13 protein-coding genes are annotated in these 16,151 nt (G+C 70.7%); 8 read left to right on the top strand and 5 right to left on the bottom strand.

What is annotated here, in order from left to right:
- Nucleotides 1-98: 98 nt before the first annotated feature.
- Nucleotides 99-566 (top strand): DUF4259 domain-containing protein, encoded by a 468-nt coding sequence (locus tag ACFZDC_RS13240; protein WP_391323178.1) that lies wholly within the window; start codon nt 99-101, stop codon nt 564-566.
- Nucleotides 567-806: 240 nt separating this feature from the next.
- Here ACFZDC_RS13240 and ACFZDC_RS13235 read toward each other — a convergent pair whose 3' ends face one another.
- Nucleotides 807-1,637: a rhomboid-like protein gene (locus ACFZDC_RS13235; protein ID WP_391323176.1), complete on the bottom strand. Its 831-nt coding sequence runs from the start codon at nt 1,635-1,637 to the stop codon at nt 807-809.
- Between the two features lie 344 nt (nt 1,638-1,981).
- On the opposite strand from ACFZDC_RS13235, the gene ACFZDC_RS13230 reads away from it, so the two are divergent.
- The 4 genes from ACFZDC_RS13230 (at nt 1,982) to ACFZDC_RS13215 (ending at nt 8,741) form a co-directional block, all read left to right on the top strand.
- Nucleotides 1,982-2,662: a spermidine synthase gene (locus ACFZDC_RS13230; protein ID WP_391323174.1), complete on the top strand. Its 681-nt coding sequence runs from the start codon at nt 1,982-1,984 to the stop codon at nt 2,660-2,662.
- A 109-nt stretch (nt 2,663-2,771) separates the two neighbouring features.
- Nucleotides 2,772-3,512 carry a response regulator gene (locus tag ACFZDC_RS13225; protein WP_391323173.1) on the top strand — a complete coding sequence of 247 codons (741 nt, stop codon included), beginning with the start codon at nt 2,772-2,774 and terminating at the stop codon, nt 3,510-3,512.
- The gene (locus ACFZDC_RS13220) at nt 3,509-4,630 is read left to right on the top strand and encodes an ATP-binding protein (RefSeq protein ID WP_391323171.1); all 1,122 of its coding nucleotides are present in this window, start codon (nt 3,509-3,511) and stop codon (nt 4,628-4,630) included. Before ACFZDC_RS13225 ends, ACFZDC_RS13220 begins: the two co-directional genes overlap by 4 nt.
- Nucleotides 4,631-4,931: 301 nt before the next feature.
- The gene (locus ACFZDC_RS13215; protein WP_391323169.1) at nt 4,932-8,741 is read left to right on the top strand and encodes a multifunctional oxoglutarate decarboxylase/oxoglutarate dehydrogenase thiamine pyrophosphate-binding subunit/dihydrolipoyllysine-residue succinyltransferase subunit; all 3,810 of its coding nucleotides are present in this window, start codon (nt 4,932-4,934) and stop codon (nt 8,739-8,741) included.
- A gap of 199 nt (nt 8,742-8,940) precedes the next feature.
- Here the strand turns inward: ACFZDC_RS13215 and ACFZDC_RS13210 are convergent, their stop codons facing one another.
- Together ACFZDC_RS13210 and ACFZDC_RS13205 are read right to left on the bottom strand one after the other, a co-directional pair.
- Nucleotides 8,941-9,312, bottom strand: a complete 372-nt coding sequence (locus ACFZDC_RS13210; protein WP_391323166.1) for a hypothetical protein — start codon at nt 9,310-9,312, stop codon at nt 8,941-8,943.
- 411 nt (nt 9,313-9,723) lie between these two features.
- Complete coding sequence (locus ACFZDC_RS13205) at nt 9,724-9,903, bottom strand: DUF6104 family protein (protein WP_003992906.1); 180 nt, start codon at nt 9,901-9,903, stop codon at nt 9,724-9,726.
- 199 nt (nt 9,904-10,102) lie between these two features.
- Here ACFZDC_RS13205 and ACFZDC_RS13200 point away from each other — a divergent pair, with 199 nt between their 5' ends.
- Together ACFZDC_RS13200 and ACFZDC_RS13195 are read left to right on the top strand one after the other, a co-directional pair.
- A complete protein-coding gene (locus ACFZDC_RS13200; RefSeq protein ID WP_391323164.1) occupies nt 10,103-11,071 on the top strand; it encodes a DUF4097 family beta strand repeat-containing protein in 969 nt (322 codons plus the stop codon).
- 1 nt (nt 11,072) lies between these two features.
- The gene (locus ACFZDC_RS13195) at nt 11,073-12,137 is read left to right on the top strand and encodes a helix-turn-helix transcriptional regulator (RefSeq protein WP_391323162.1); all 1,065 of its coding nucleotides are present in this window, start codon (nt 11,073-11,075) and stop codon (nt 12,135-12,137) included.
- A 94-nt stretch (nt 12,138-12,231) separates the two neighbouring features.
- Here ACFZDC_RS13195 and ACFZDC_RS13190 read toward each other — a convergent pair whose 3' ends face one another.
- On the bottom strand, nt 12,232-13,197 hold the full coding sequence (locus tag ACFZDC_RS13190; protein WP_391323161.1) for a zinc-binding dehydrogenase: 966 nt from the start codon (nt 13,195-13,197) through the stop codon (nt 12,232-12,234).
- Nucleotides 13,198-13,393: 196 nt separating this feature from the next.
- Nucleotides 13,394-14,614, bottom strand: a complete 1,221-nt coding sequence (locus ACFZDC_RS13185; protein ID WP_391323159.1) for a malic enzyme-like NAD(P)-binding protein — start codon at nt 14,612-14,614, stop codon at nt 13,394-13,396.
- A gap of 573 nt (nt 14,615-15,187) precedes the next feature.
- Here ACFZDC_RS13185 and ACFZDC_RS13180 point away from each other — a divergent pair.
- Nucleotides 15,188-16,141, top strand: coding sequence for a transporter substrate-binding domain-containing protein (locus tag ACFZDC_RS13180; protein WP_391323157.1), 954 nt, complete (start codon nt 15,188-15,190; stop codon nt 16,139-16,141).
- The last annotated feature ends 10 nt before the right edge of the window (nt 16,142-16,151 follow it).

Below are 16,151 nucleotides of genomic sequence, written 5' to 3'. Positions count from 1 at the left end.
CCGCGAATGTTCCCCGTGCGGCGTTCGCCGTGAGCGATCAGCGGGTGACTCCGCTGTTCCGGCAGGCCGGAGGCGTTGTCGGAGGGGGGCGTCAGGATGTGCGCACGACCGGGACGAACGGAGACGGGCATGGCACCTGGGCCACGGGCGCCTTCGACAACGACACGGCCGCCGACTGGTGCGACGACCTGGACGACGCGGCGGCGGACGAGCGGGAAGCGACCGTGCGGGACGCGCTCGTGCGCGTCATCGACTCCGCCGACGGCGACGACACCTACCTGGAAGCACCGGACGCCGAGGAGGCCGTCGCGAGGGCCGCCCTGGTCGCCGCGCAGTGCCCTGGCGGTGAAGCCGCCCACCCGCACTACGGGCCCGAGCAGCCTCTGCCCGGCCTCACGGCCCTGCCCCCGCTCGCACTGCAGGCGCTGGACCGGGTGATGTCCGAGCCTTCCGAACTGCGGGAGCTCTGGGAGGGACCCGGGGGCGGGCCGTGGCGCGCGGGCATCGCGCGGATGCGCGGGACGCTGCTGCAGGGCCCGCCAGGGGAGCAGCTCGGCCTGTGCTGACCGGGCGGCCCGGAAAGGCCGGAAGGCGCAGGTGCGGGGCCGTGTTCGCCGGTGCCGGGATCTGCGGGCCGAGGACTCCCGGCATCCGGAACGACTCGAAGTCCGACGCCGTGAGGACCTCCCCCGCCCCCCGGCCGTGACCCCGTCGCCCGGCCGTGACCCCACCCCTCCGCCGTGATCCCGTCGCCCCGCCGTGACCCCGTCCCGCGGCCAGGCATGGCTACGCCCTCGGGCAGGCGTTCACACGGAAACCGGGGAGGCCGCCGGGAGACGCACGTCCTGGGAGCGCTGCCGGCGCCGTACCAGCGGCCAGCCCGCGATGCCGATCGTGAGGGCGATCAGATGGCCCCAGTTGGTCATCGGGTCCTGAAAGGCGATCAGGTCGTCGACGAGCATGCTCGCGACCAGAGTGAGCAGGGGCCAGCGGAGCCAGGGGGTGAGAAGACCGGACAGGGCGCCGATGCTGGCGGCGACGCCGAAGCTGATGCCGTAGTCGAGGCGGTGCAGCGAGGTGACAGGGAGGCGGCCGAACAGCACCGCGAGCCCCACCGGGACCTCCGTGGCAAGGGTGGCCAGCACATGTCCGGCCAGGAACACACCGGCCGCCCGGGCTCCGCCTATCCGCCGCTCCAGCGCGCTGAGCACCAGCACGAAGGCGGCCGCGTACGGCGACACGACCCCGCCCGCGATCCACAGCGCGCTCGCCAGCAGCACCAGGACCGGCGTACGGACCAGGTGGGCGACATCGGTGCTGGAGCCTTCGTGGAGCGTGTGCACCAGGGCGGGGTCGGCACAGGCCGCCACCAGTGAGGTGAGGGCGAGGACGCTCGCGTAGGCGAAGGTGAACGGCGTGCCGGTGGGAGTGGGCAGCAGGTGCCAGGGCCGGAAGGGGCGGCGGGCCGCGGCCGGGCTCGGCGCCGTTGCCCTTGCCGTTGTCTCGCGCTGCCGTGGGACCCCGTCGAGGAGGCCGGTGAGGTCCGGGACGGACGTCGGGCCGGCAGGTCCGGCGGGAAGGGGCGTGCCCAGGGGCGGGGACGCGCCCGTCGCGGGGCCCGTCACGGTCCGTTCCACGGTGAGGCGCTCCTTCCGTCGCGCTCCACCCTTTGTCCTCACGAGGCGGCTGTCTATGACCGACGCCACGCGAGAGCGGATTCACAGCAACCTCAGAGCCCTCGGACGCGTCCGGGCTCCGGCCTGGTCCGGGCTCCGGCGGTGTCATCTCCCCCCGTGGAGTCACCGCGCATCGGCTCACGGCGGTAACCGGCCGCCGGCCGCCGTACCTGGCGCGGCCCGCGCCAGGTACGGAGTTCACCGGGCACGTCCTCGCGTCCCAGGAGCGGGCGCATCGCGCCCATGGTCCTGCCCGCCCGGTCAATTCCCGTGAATGCGACGCCCCGTTCGAGCAGGATGGGCGCATGACTGCCAATTCCGACCTTCCCGTGGTCCTGGACCGTCGCGAAGGCCCCTACGGCGAGGTGGTGCTGCGCAGACAGGGCGAACTGCTGCAGATCATCGCCAACGGCTGCTTCCTGATGGACACCTCCGACGGGCGCTCGGAGCGGCTGCTGGTCGACGCCGCGTACGACGCGCTGGACGGCCGCCCGGCGCCGCACGTGCTGATCGGCGGACTGGGCGTGGGATTCTCGCTCGCACATGCGGCGGCGAATCCCGGCTGGGGCCGGATCAGCGTGGTCGAGCGCGAGCCCGCCGTCATCGACTGGCACCGGGACGAGGGACCGCTGTCCGCGCTCTCCTCCGGCGCGCTCGCCGATCCGCGCACCGAGATCGTCGAAGCCGATCTCGTGACGTACGTCAATGAGACATGCGACACGTTCGACGCGCTGTGTCTCGACATCGACAACGGCCCGGGCTGGACCGTCACCGAGGACAACGACGGCCTCTACGCACCCGCCGGACTGGCCGCCTGCGCAAGGGTGTTGAGACCGGGAGGTGTGCTGGCGGTATGGTCGGCCGCGCCCTCTCCGGAATTTGAAGGAACCTTGTGGAATGCCGGGTTCCGTCAGGTGCGTACCGAAGAGGTGCCCGTTGCCCGGGGCGTTCCGGACGCTGTACACCTCGCCCTCCGCCCTGGATAGCGACGGCGCGGTGTGTCCCCGTAATGTGCTGCCCTGACGCGGATCATTCAAGCGTCAATCGCAGTCATGGGATCACCCCACGGATTCCGGAAAGCAACAGGGGCGGGCGATGGAGCAGACACACACCTCCCAGACCGGCGCGGCCACGACCACTCCGGGTGCGCAGCGCCGGGTGCTGGTCGTCGAGGACGACCCCACGATCGTCGACGCCATCGCGGCCCGGCTGCGCGCCGAGGGATTCCTCGTACAGACCGCGGCCGACGGTCCGGCCGCGGTCGACACGGCCGAGGCCTGGCAGCCCGACCTGCTGATCCTCGACATCATGCTGCCCGGCTTCGACGGCCTGGAGGTCTGCCGGCGCGTGCAGGCCCAGCGCCCGGTGCCGGTGCTGATGCTCACCGCGCGGGACGACGAGACCGACATGCTGGTCGGGCTCGGGGTCGGCGCCGACGACTACATGACCAAGCCGTTCTCGATGCGGGAGCTGGCCGCGCGGGTGCACGTCCTGCTGCGGCGGGTGGAGCGGGCCGCGCTGGCCGCCACCACCCCGCGCAGCGGGATCCTCCGGCTCGGCGAGCTGGAGATCGACCACGCGCAGCGCCGGGTGCGGGTGAAGTCGGAGGACGTCCACCTCACGCCGACCGAGTTCGACCTGCTGGTGTGCCTGGCGAACACCCCGCGCGCGGTGCTCTCCCGGGAGCAGCTGCTGGCCGAGGTGTGGGACTGGGCGGACGCCTCCGGCACCCGGACCGTCGACAGCCACATCAAGGCGCTGCGCCGGAAGATCGGCGCCGAGCGGATCCGCACGGTGCACGGCGTCGGGTACGCGTTGGAGACACCGACGTCATGAGCGGCGGGCGGGAGGCCGCACGGAGGAGCCCCGGGTCCGCGGGAGAGGAGCCCTGGGGCGGCGTACGCCCGTTCTCGATCAAGACCAAGCTGGGCGCCCTGGTCGTCATCTCGGTGCTGATCACCACCGGTCTGTCGATGCTCGCGGTGCACACCAAGACGGAGCTGCGCTTCATCACGGTCTTCTCGATGATCGCCACACTTCTGATCACGCAGTTCGTGGCGCATTCGCTCACCGCGCCGCTGGACGAGATGAACGCGGTGGCCCGCTCCATCTCGCACGGCGACTACACCCGGCGGGTACGCGAGAACCGCCGTGACGAGCTGGGCGACCTGGCCCAGACGATCAACGTCATGGCCGACGAGCTGGAGGCACAGGACCGCCAGCGCAAGGAGCTGGTGGCGAACGTCTCGCACGAGCTGCGCACCCCCATCGCGGGCCTGCGCGCGGTGCTGGAGAACATCGTCGACGGGGTCACCGAGGCCGACCCGGAGACCATGCGGACGGCCCTGAAGCAGACGGAGCGTCTCGGCCGCCTCGTGGAGACCCTGCTGGACCTCTCCCGGATCGACAACGGCGTCGTACCGCTGAAGACGCGCCGCTTCGAGGTGTGGCCGTACCTCTCGGGCGTGCTGAAGGAGGCCAACATGGTCGCCTCCGCGCGCGCGGGCATCGCCTCCGGCTCCGGAAGCCACACGCGTACGGACGTGCACCTGCACCTCGACGTGTCCCCGCCGGAGCTGACCGCGCACGCGGACCCCGAGCGCATCCACCAGGTCGTCGCCAACCTGATCGACAACGCGGTCAAGCACAGCCCTCCGCACGGCCGGGTGACCGTGAAGGCACGGCGCGGGCCGCAGCCGGATTCGCTGGAGCTGGAGGTCCTGGACGAGGGGCCCGGCATCCCCCGGTCGGAGTGGCGGCATGTGTTCGAGCGCTTCAACCGCGGCGCGGTGAGCCGGCCGCACGGTCCCGGCAGCGACGGCGGCACGGGCCTCGGCCTCGCGATCGCCCGCTGGGCGGTGGATCTGCACGGCGGCCGGATCGGTGTGGCCGAATCCGACCGTGGATGCCGGATCATCGTCACTCTTCCGGGACTGACTTCCGTCCCAAGTTGACGTAAAGTCCGAACCGGAGCCACAAGATCCACGGGCGTCCGGCGGCTTCGGCGCAGCCGGACACGTGTGATCAGCACCGGGCCGGGGAAGCCGTGACGCCGGGCCGTTGTCGGCGATCCCGCGCGCCACCGCTCACATGCGGAACCACGCTTGTTTCCCGCCATTTCAAGCCCCGAAACAAGATTTTCGATGTGACTTACGCGACGATGAACGGGCCCGACCTGACCTTCGCGGTCTTGGAGGCGTAGCCTTTATTCCCGCTGTCCATCACCTTGTGAAGCGGAAGAGGGCGGTTGCCGCCGTGTCGCCACAGTCCCCCAGTAACTCGAGCATCTCAACCGACGACCAAGCCGGGAAGAACCCCGCTGCCGCGTTCGGTCCCAACGAGTGGCTCGTCGACGAGATCTATCAGCAGTACCTCCAGGACCCGAATTCGGTAGACCGCGCCTGGTGGGACTTCTTCGCCGACTACAAGCCGGGCGCGCCAGCCGCCTCGGCTCCGGCGGGTGCTGCGGCCGCGGGGGCCGCAGAGACCACCGCCACGGCTCCCCCGGCCCAGGCCACGCCCGCGTCCGCGCCGGCGCCCCCGGCCGCCCCGGAGCCCGCCGCTGCCCCGGCTGCGGCCCCCGCTCCCGCCGCGAAGGCCCCGGCCCCCGCCCCCACCCCGGCCAAGCCGGCGCAGCCCGCACAGGCGCCCGCTCAGCCGAAGGCCAAGGCCGCTCCCGCCACGGGGGCCTCCGAGGGCCCGGAGTACGTGACGCTGCGTGGTCCGTCCGCGGCCGTCGCGAAGAACATGAACGCCTCGCTGGAGCTGCCGACCGCCACCTCGGTCCGCGCGGTCCCGGTGAAGCTGCTGTTCGACAACCGGATCGTCATCAACAACCACCTGAAGCGCGCCCGGGGCGGGAAGATCTCCTTCACGCACCTGATCGGCTTCGCGATGGTGCAGGCCATCAAGGCCATGCCGTCGATGAACTACGCGTTCGGCGAGAAGGACGGCAAGCCGACCCTCGTCAAGCCGCCGCACGTCAACCTCGGCCTGGCCATCGACCTGGTCAAGCCGAACGGCGACCGCCAGCTCGTCGTGGCCGCCATCAAGAAGGCCGAGACGCTGAACTTCTTCGAGTTCTGGCAGGCCTACGAGGACATCGTCCGCCGTGCCCGTGACGGCAAGCTGACGATGGACGACTTCACCGGCGTCACGGTCTCCCTGACCAACCCCGGCGGCCTCGGCACCGTCCACTCGGTGCCGCGCCTGATGCCCGGCCAGTCCGTGATCATGGGCGTCGGCTCCATGGACTACCCGGCGGAGTTCCAGGGCACCAGCCAGGACACCCTGAACAAGCTCGGCATCTCGAAGGTCATGACGCTCACGTCGACCTACGACCACCGGGTGATCCAGGGCGCCGCCTCCGGCGAGTTCCTGCGCCAGGTCGCGAACCTGCTGCTCGGCGAGAACGGCTTCTACGACGACATCTTCGAGGCACTGCGCATCCCCTACGAGCCGGTCCGCTGGCTCAGGGACATCGACGCCAGCCACGACGACGACGTCACCAAGGCCGCCCGCGTCTTCGAACTGATCCACTCCTACCGGGTCCGCGGCCACGTCATGGCCGACACCGACCCGCTGGAGTACCGCCAGCGCAAGCACCCCGACCTGGACATCGTCGAGCACGGCCTCACCCTGTGGGACCTGGAGCGCGAGTTCGCCGTCGGCGGCTTCGCCGGCAAGTCGATGATGAAGCTGCGCGACATCCTCGGCGTGCTGCGCGACTCGTACTGCCGCACCACCGGCATCGAGTTCATGCACATCCAGGACCCCAAGCAGCGCAAGTGGATCCAGGACCGTGTGGAGCGCGCGCACTCCAAGCCGGAGCGCGAGGAGCAGCTACGCATCCTGCGCCGTCTGAACGCCGCTGAGGCCTTCGAGACCTTCCTGCAGACGAAGTACGTCGGCCAGAAGCGCTTCTCCCTGGAGGGCGGCGAGTCCGTCATCCCGCTGCTGGACGCGGTCATCGACTCCGCTGCCGAGTCCCGCCTGGACGAGGTCATCATCGGCATGGCCCACCGCGGCCGCCTGAACATCCTCGCCAACATCGTCGGCAAGTCGTACGCCCAGATCTTCCGCGAGTTCGAGGGCAACCTCGACCCGAAGTCGATGCACGGCTCCGGCGACGTGAAGTACCACCTGGGCGCCGAGGGCACCTTCACGGGCCTGGACGGCGAGCAGATCAAGGTGTCGCTGGTCGCGAACCCCTCGCACCTGGAGGCGGTCGACCCGGTGCTGGAGGGCGTCGCCCGCGCCAAGCAGGACATCATCAACAAGGGCGGCACGGACTTCACCGTCCTGCCGGTGGCGATCCACGGCGACGCGGCCTTCGCGGGCCAGGGCGTGGTGGCCGAGACCCTGAACATGTCGCAGCTGCGCGGCTACCGCACCGGCGGCACGGTCCACATCGTCATCAACAACCAGGTCGGCTTCACCGCGGCCCCGGAATCCTCGCGTTCCTCCATGTACGCGACGGACGTGGCCCGCATGATCGAGGCCCCGATCTTCCACGTGAACGGCGACGACCCCGAGGCCGTCGTGCGCGTCGCGCGACTCGCCTTCGAGTTCCGCCAGGCGTTCAACAAGGACGTGGTGATCGACCTCATCTGCTACCGCCGCCGCGGTCACAACGAGTCGGACAACCCGGCCTTCACCCAGCCGCTGATGTACGACCTGATCGACAAGAAGCGCTCGGTGCGCAAGCTCTACACCGAGTCCCTGATCGGTCGCGGCGACATCACCCTGGAAGAGGCCGAGCAGGCGCTCCAGGACTACCAGGGCCAGCTGGAGAAGGTCTTCACGGAGGTCCGCGAGGCTACGTCCCAGCCGGCCCCCGGAGCCGTCCAGGAGCCGCAGGACGGCTTCCCGGTCACGGTCCCGACCGCGATCTCCTCCGAGGTCGTCAAGCGGATCGCCGAGTCCCAGGTCAACATCCCCGACCACATCACCGTCCACCCGCGTCTGCTGCCGCAGCTGCAGCGCCGGGCGGCCATGGTCGAGGACGGCACGATCGACTGGGGCATGGGCGAGACCCTGGCCATCGGCTCGCTGCTGCTCGAGGGCACCCCGGTCCGCCTCGCGGGCCAGGACTCCCAGCGCGGCACCTTCGGCCAGCGGCACGCGGTCCTGATCGACCGCAGCACCGGCGAGGAGTACACGCCGCTGCAGTACCTCTCCGAGGACCAGGCCCGCCTGAACGTCTACAACTCCCTGCTCTCCGAGTACGCGGCGATGGGCTTCGAGTACGGCTACTCGCTCGCCCGGCCCGACGCGCTGGTGATGTGGGAGGCCCAGTTCGGCGACTTCGTCAACGGCGCGCAGACGGTCGTGGACGAGTTCATCTCGTCGGCCGAGCAGAAGTGGAACCAGACCTCCGGCGTCACCCTGCTCCTCCCGCACGGCTACGAGGGCCAGGGCCCGGACCACTCGTCCGCCCGCCCGGAGCGCTTCCTGCAGCTGTGCGCGCAGAACAACATGACGGTCGCGATGCCCACGCTCCCGTCGAACTACTTCCACCTCCTGCGGTGGCAGGTGCACAACCCGCACCACAAGCCGCTGGTCGTCTTCACCCCGAAGTCGATGCTGCGCCTGAAGGCCGCGGCCTCGAAGACGGAGGAGTTCACGAGCGGCCAGTTCCGTCCGGTCATCGGCGACGAGTCGATCACCGACCCGGCCGCGGTCAGGAAGGTCGTCTTCTGCGCCGGCAAGGTCTACTACGACCTGGAGGCCGAGCGGCAGAAGCGCGGCGTCACGGACACGGCGATCATCCGCATCGAGCGCCTGTACCCGCTGCCGGGTGCCGAGCTCCAGGCGGAGGTCAACAAGTACCCGAACGCCGAGAAGTACCTGTGGGCACAGGAGGAGCCGGCGAACCAGGGTGCCTGGCCGTTCATCGCGCTCAACCTGATCGACCACCTGGACCTGGCGGTCGGCGCGGACATCCCGGCCGGCGAGCGGCTGCGGCGCATCTCGCGCCCGCACGGCTCCTCCCCGGCGGTGGGCTCCGCCAAGCGCCACCAGGCCGAGCAGGAGCAGCTGGTGCGTGAGGTGTTCGAGGCCTAGGCCTCCGGCGGTTCGGCCGAGCACCAGGGCCCGGTGCCGAGTTCCTTACTCGGCACCGGGCCCTTTTTCCTTCCCGTGGCGGGTGGCGAGCGTGCGCGGGCGCGGGTCGTCCGTGTCCGGTCGCGCCCACGCGGCGGAGCCGTATCTCGCACACAGCCCCCGCCCCTTCTGGACGCTTTCCTTCGGGGCGCCTTCGGGATCAGCCCGAGTACGCCTCGAAATCCCGTAGGGCCGATTCCGTCGGCGGGCGGAGATGGTGTGGGGTGCTGGGCGCCCAGGGTGCGGGTGAGGCCGAGCAGGCCGTCCTCCTCCAGCTTCCCGGCCACCTCCTGCTCGCGCGCGCCGCCCGCAGGTCGGCGGCGGGCGCCACCTGGCAGGACAGCGTGAGCGGGTGCTGGTCCCCCAGGGCGTGCCGGGCCCTGCGCAGGGTGTCCCGGCTCAGTTCGACGGCGTCGGCGATCCGGCCGTTCAGTCCGCCGATCGGCAGGCTGCCGCCGAGCAGCAGCGCATGCGCGTCGGAGCCGGCGAGTTGACCGGTGCCGTGCCTGATGCCCAGCTCGCCGGTCTGCACGGTCCAGCCGTACGCCCGACGGGAGCCCGGGCGCCCGGCTCCCGGTCGCTCAGCGCCGTCAGTTCGATTCCGAAGCTGACGGAGACCTCGACCGGGGCTGCTGTGTCCAGACCGGCGCGCAGGGAGCGCACGACACCCCCGACCGTGCCGGCGAGTCCACCCGCCATGTCGACGACCCGTCCCCGAGCCCGGTGTCCCCGTATCCGCCCTCGTCCAGCGCCTCCTCGTCGGCCACACCGATCCTGGGCCCACACGACGGTTCCGTCGTCCAGCCGTATGCGTTCGACTCCTCCACCCATGACGCCCCCGTTCGCTGAACGGGAGGAGAAGGCCGGCTCCGGAAGAAAGCGGAGGGGGAGGGTCGGCGGAGGATACGCCCGAAGATCGCCCCTGCGGCCGGGGCGAACGGGACTACTCGTCGTCCTCGTCGTCGAGCCGGGCGAGCCAGGTCGCGAGCCGTTCGACGGGCACCTCGAAGTCCGGATTGAGATCCACGAAGGTGCGCAGCTGCTCGGCAAGCCACTCGAAGGTGACCTCCTCCTCGCCGCGCCGCTTCTCCAACTCCTCGATCCCGCGGTCGGTGAAGTACATGGCTGCCTCTCCTGCGTGTACGCCCAGGCGGTGGATGGTTCAGGAACAGCCTATGCAACGCGGGACGCGGCACCGGCGGCCACCCGGGCGCCACGATCGGGTGCCTTGACTTTCCATGACCACGATATATCGTGTTTCCCAGAAGACGCGATATGGCGTGTTGCGATGTCGCAGCCCTGTCCGGCCGAGGAGGCTCCCCATGTCCGAGTGGTCCGTCGCCGAGCCCCAGAAGCTCACCTTCGACACCCGCGTGAGCGATCTGCACGTACGCATCGTCAACGGAACGGTGAACGTCGTGGGCACGGACGAAGGTTCCGCCCGCCTGGAGGTCACGGAGATCGAGGGCCCACCCCTGGTGGTCACGCAACGGGGCGGCACCCTGACGGTGGCCTACGAGGACCTGCCCTGGAAGGGCTTCCTCAAGTGGCTCGACCGCAAGGGCTGGCGGCGCAGCGCCGTGGTCTCCCTCGCGGTCCCCGCCGACACGCGCGTGGAGGTGGGCGTGGTCGGCGCCGGCGCGGTCGTCTCCGGCATCGACGGTCCCTCGGTGGTCAAGGGTGTCACCGGCGACACGACGCTGGTGGGTCTGTCCGGCCCGGTCCGCGCCGACACGGTCTCGGGGAACCTGGAGGCCCAGGCCGTCACGGGCGACCTGCGGTTCAATTCGGTCTCGGGCGACCTCACCGTGGTCGAGGGCTCGGGACCCTCCGTCCGCGCCGACTCCGTCAGCGGCTCCATGATCATCGACCTGGACCCGGACGGCCCGACCGACGTCCGGCTGACCAGCGTCTCCGGCGAGATCGCCATCCGCCTGCCGCACCCGGCCGACGCGGAGGTGGAGGCCAACACCGCGAGCGGCACGATCTCCAACGCCTTCGACGGCCTGCGGGTGCACGGCCAGTGGGGTGCCCACAAGATCACCGGCCGCCTCGGCGCGGGTAACGGCAAACTCAGGGCCACCACGGTCTCCGGCTCGATCGCCCTGCTGCGCCGCCCGCCGGGAGAGGACGAGCAGGCCACCCCCTGGGAGGCCGAGCCCCCCGCCGACGCTGCGCCCACCCCGGCGACCGGACCCGAGGCCGCCACGGGGGACAATTCCGTCTCCGGCCGGGGCGCCGACGCCACCAGCGCCCCGGCCGACGGCACGACCGACAAGAAGGTGCTCTGACATGCCTCCCGTCTTCGCCCACGGCCGCCTCCGCCTCTACCTGCTCAAGCTGCTCGACGAAGCCCCGCGTCACGGCTACGAGGTGATCAGGCTCCTCGAGGAGCGCTTCCAGGGCCTGTACGCACCCTCGGCGGGCACGGTCTACCCCCGCCTGGCCAAGCTGGAGGCCGAGGGCCTGGTCACCCACACCACCGAGGGCGGCCGCAAGGTGTACGCCATCACGGACGCCGGCCGCGCGGAACTGGCCGACCGCAGCGGCGAACTGGCCGACCTGGAGCTGGAGATCCGCGAGTCGGTCGCCGAACTCGCCGCCGAGATAAGGGCCGACGTACGCGGCGCGGCCGGCGATCTGCGGCGCGAGGTGCGCGCGGCCGCCTCCGAGGCCCGCCGGGGCGCCAAGACGGGCGGCGGCGAGGCGGGACCCTTCGGGGAGTACGGCGACCTCGGCGACAAGGAGGCCTGGCGGGCCGCCAAGGAGGAGATGCGCCGGGTCAAGCAGGAGTGGAAGGAACAGGCCCGGCGCGCCAAGGACGAGAGCCGCCGCGCCCGCGAGGAGGCCCAGCGGGCCCGTCACCAGGCCCAGGAGGCCCAGGCGCGGGCGCGGGCCCAGGCCCAGGAGGAGATGCAGCGCATCGCCCGCCGGGTCCAGGAGCGCGTGCAGGATCACTTCACGCGCGGCGACTGGCCGACCGGCGTACGGGAGGGCCTGACCGAACTCGCCAAGGAGTTCGGTGATTTCGGCAAGGACTTCGGCAAGGACCGGGGCTTCGGCCGCACCCCCGAGGAGCCGGGCACCGGCCCCCGCACGTCCGCCCCCGCGGCGGGACCGGACTACTCCTGCACCCCGCAGGACTTCCCGGCCGAGTACGAGCCGTCCTGGGCCCACGAGGACACCACCGGCGACCCGGCCCGCGACCTCGACCGCCTCCTCGACCGCTTCCGCGACGACATCCGCGACGCGGCCCGCGACCACGGCGTCACCACCGACCAGTTCCACGACGCCCGCCGCCATCTGTCGGCGGCGGCGGCCCACATCGGGGCGATATTGCGCCGCCCCAGGGTCTGAGCCCCGGAGATCACGGACGAGCCCGCGCAGCGTGCCCCGGACTTCCCCGGGACACGCTGCCGGACGGACCGTGGCCGGTCAGCCGGTCAGCCGGTCAGCCGTTTGTCAGGACGATTTTCCCGAACTGCTCGCCGGACGCCAGCCGCTCGAAGCCCTCACGGGCCCGGTCGAGCGGCAACTCCTCGTCGATGACGGGCCGTACGCCGGTTGCGGCGCAGAAGGAGAGCAGGTCCTCCAACTCGTCCTTGGTGCCCATGGTGGAGCCGACCACCTTCAGCTCCAGGAAGAAGATCCGGGTCAGCTCGGCGTGCGAGGGCCGGTCCCCGCTGGTGGCACCGGAGATGACGACCGTGCCGCCGGGCCGCAGCGACTTCACCGAGTGGGACCAGGTGGCGGCGCCCACGGTCTCGATGACGGCGTCCACCCGCTGCGGCAGCCGGGCCCCCGGCTCCACCGCCTCGACCGCCCCGAGCTCCAGGGCCCGTTTGCGCTTCGCCTCGTCCCGGCTGGTGGCGAAGACCCGCAGGCCGGCCGCCTTGCCCAGCACGATCGCGGCCGTGGCGACACCGCCCCCCGCGCCCTGCACGAGGACCGAGTCGCCGGGCCGTACCCCGGCGTTGGTGAAGAGCATCCGGTATGCCGTCAGCCAGGCCGTCGGCAGGCAGGCGGCCTCCGCGAAGGACAGTTCCTTGGGCTTGGGCAGGATGTTCCAGGTCGGCACGGCGACCTGCTCGGCGAAGGTGCCCTGGTAGCGCTCGGTGAGGATGGAGCGCGGCTCCTTCGGGCCGACACCGTGGCCGGTCTGGCCGATGACGGAGTGCAGGACGACCTCGTTGCCGTCCTCGTCGATCCCGGCGGCGTCGCAGCCGAGGATCATCGGCAGCCGGTCCTCCGGGAGCCCGACGCCCCGCAGGGACCAGAGGTCGTGGTGGTTGAGGGAAGCGGCCCGCACGGTGACGGTACTCCAGCCGGGCCGGGCCTCGGGAGCCGGACGCTCCCCCAACTCCAGGCCGGTGAGCGGCTGGTCGCGGTCGATTCGGGCGGCGTAGACAGCGAACATGGCTCGACGATAGGTGCGCGGCGCGGGCGGCGGAACCAGGGGCCCCTGTGACACATGCCCTCTTGCGCAACGGCACCCGTACAGCGCAGCCCGGCGTCAACGAGCCCCAAGGGCGCCCTGGTCACCACCCGATCGGGCGGCCGGTAGGCAAAAAATGGCCCCGCCCGACGGACGGACGGGGCCATTCAGCGCGACGTCAACGACGGGCAACGCCCTCGGCACGAGCAGCCGCAGCCACCGCCGCTGTCACCGCGGGAGCGACTCGCTCGTCGAACGGCGACGGAATCACGTAGTCGGCGGCGAGATCGTCACCCACCACCGCGGCCAGCGCCTCGGCGGCAGCGATCTTCATGCCCTCGGTGATCCGCGTGGCCCGCACCTGCAGGGCGCCCGCGAAGATCCCGGGGAAGGCCAGCACGTTGTTGATCTGGTTCGGGAAGTCCGAGCGCCCGGTCGCGACGACCGCCGCGTACTTGTGCGCCACCTCCGGGTGCACCTCCGGGTTCGGGTTGGCCATCGCGAACACGAAGGCACCCTCCGCCATGGACGCCACGGCCGCCTCCGCGACCGTACCGCCGGAGACGCCGATGAAGACGTCGGCGCCCGCGAGGGCGTCCTCCAGCGAACCGGTGATGCCCGCCTTGTTGGTGAAGCCGGCCAGCTCCCGCTTGACCGGCGTCAGGTCCTCGCGGTCCGCCGACACGACGCCCTTGCGGTCCGCCACGGCCACGTCCCCGATGCCGGCCTCGACCAGCATCTTGGCGATGGCGACACCGGCCGCGCCGGCGCCCGAGATGACGGCCCGCAGCTGCCCGATCTCCCGCCTGCTCAGGCGCGCCGCGTTCCGCAGCGCCGCGAGCGTCACGACGGCCGTACCGTGCTGGTCGTCGTGGAAGACCGGGATGTCGAGGCGCTCCTGCAGCCGGCGCTCGATCTCGAAGCACCGGGGCGCCGAGATGTCCTCCAGGTTCACTCCGCCGAACGAGGGAGCGAGCCGGACCACGGTCTCGACGATGTCGTCGACGTCCGTGCAGTCGAGCGCGATCGGCACCGCGTCGACACCGCCGAACTGCTTGAACAGGATGGCCTTGCCCTCCATCACGGGGAGGGAGGCCTGGGGACCGATGTCCCCGAGTCCGAGCACGGCCGTGCCGTCGGTCACGACGGCGACCACGGAGGACTTCCACGTGTAGTCGTTGACCAGGTCCGGCTGTTCCGCGATCGCGGTGCACACGCGCGCCACACCGGGCGTGTACGCGAGGGAAAGGTCGTCCTTGTCACGGACCGGCACGGTGGCCTGCACGGCCATCTTGCCGCCGCGGTGCAGCGCGAACGCCGGATCGAAGGAATCGAGGGGCTCGGCCCCGTCCTGATCCGTACTGCTGTCGCTGCGAGGATTGACGATCTCCGCTGCCACTTTGTTTTACCCCTTAGGTATGCATGGTTTGAGGGTCGACCACTCCTGGTGAGGGGTGGGCGGGCACCGCGTAAGGCCCGATTGCTGATACGTACGAGCACAGACGCGACGGGCGCGCCGCACACGCGCCCTGAGCCCCGGATGAGGGGTGTAAAGAACCTTCTTACCGGACGGACGGCGGTCACGACGAGTCCATTAGGTGCAAGGTCACATCACGGGACCAGAACGCCACACCCGAATGACGTGCGGCTGACACGAGCACGACACCGACGTGACTCGGCGGTAACTCGGACCTGGTCGCCCAGCGCGCACAACGGTGGACCACATCGTGAGATGGCCCGAAGATTTTCCGGCCTCGGTGCTGGATTTCCGCAGATGCGCGGTCCTGAAGTCCCGTCGTGACGGGACCTGACGGGTTCGGGGGTCACCCGTTATCCGATTTTGACATAGCCACGCCCCTGAATGGCGTAGTCCGAATGGCAAGATGCCGTAAACCCACGAGGTCGCGACACCCGATGGTGTGTGTTTCCGTCGAGCCATCGGCACCTCTTCCCATCTGCCGGAGGAACCACGATGACCGCAAGCTCCACCCGTCGTACGACCGCCGCGCACTCCCGGCTCACCGCGGTCGGTGCGATCGCGGTCGCGGGAGCCCTGCTGCTCACCGGCTGCGGTGACCAGACCAAGAACAAGAACTCCGGCAGCGCGTCCACCAGCACCGCCCCGCTGGCCGACAAGCTCCCCAAGGACATCCGCGACAAGGGCGAGATCAAGGTCGGCTCGGACATCGCGTACGCCCCGGTGGAGTTCAAGGACTCCTCCGGCAAGGTCGCCGGCCTCGACCCCGAGCTCGCCGCCGCCATGGGCAAGCAGCTCGGCGTGAACCTCACGTTCGAGAACGGCACCTTCGACGCCCTGCTCACGGGTCTGCGCTCCGGCCGCTACGACATCGCGATGTCGGCGATGACGGACAACAAGAACCGCCAGGAGGGCGTCGACCCGGACACCGGCAAGAAGGTCGGCGAGGGCGTCGACTTCGTCGACTACCTGACCGCCGGTGTCTCCATCTACACCCGCAAGGGCGACACCAAGGGCATCACGTCCTGGTCGGACCTGTGCGGCAAGAAGATCGCCGTCGAACGCGGCACCGTCTCGGAGGACCTGGCCAAGCAGGAGGCCAAGAAGTGTCCGAGCGGCAAGAAGCTCACCATCGAGGCGTTCGACGACGACCAGCAGTCCCAGACCCGCCTGCGCTCGGGCGGTGTGGACGCGGCCTCCTCCGACTTCCCGGTCGCCGCGTACGCGGTGAAGACCTCCGGCGGCGGCAAGGACTTCGAGATCGTCGGCGACCAGGTCGAGGCGGCCCCGTACGGCATCGCCGTGGCCAAGAGCGACACCCAGCTGCGGGACGCGCTCCAGGCCGCGATGAACGCGATCATCAAGAGCGGCGAGTACCAGAAGATCCTCGAGAAGTGGGGCGCCCAGGACGGCGCCGTCAAGGAGTCCGTGATCAACGGCGGCAAGTGACCCGCGGATC

The sequence above is a fragment of the Streptomyces sp. NPDC007905 genome, assembly GCF_042959345.1.
Classification (GTDB): Bacteria; Actinomycetota; Actinomycetes; order Streptomycetales; family Streptomycetaceae; genus Streptomyces.
Note: the sequence above shows the minus strand (reverse complement) of the source record. Positions and strands in the feature narration are given on the sequence as shown.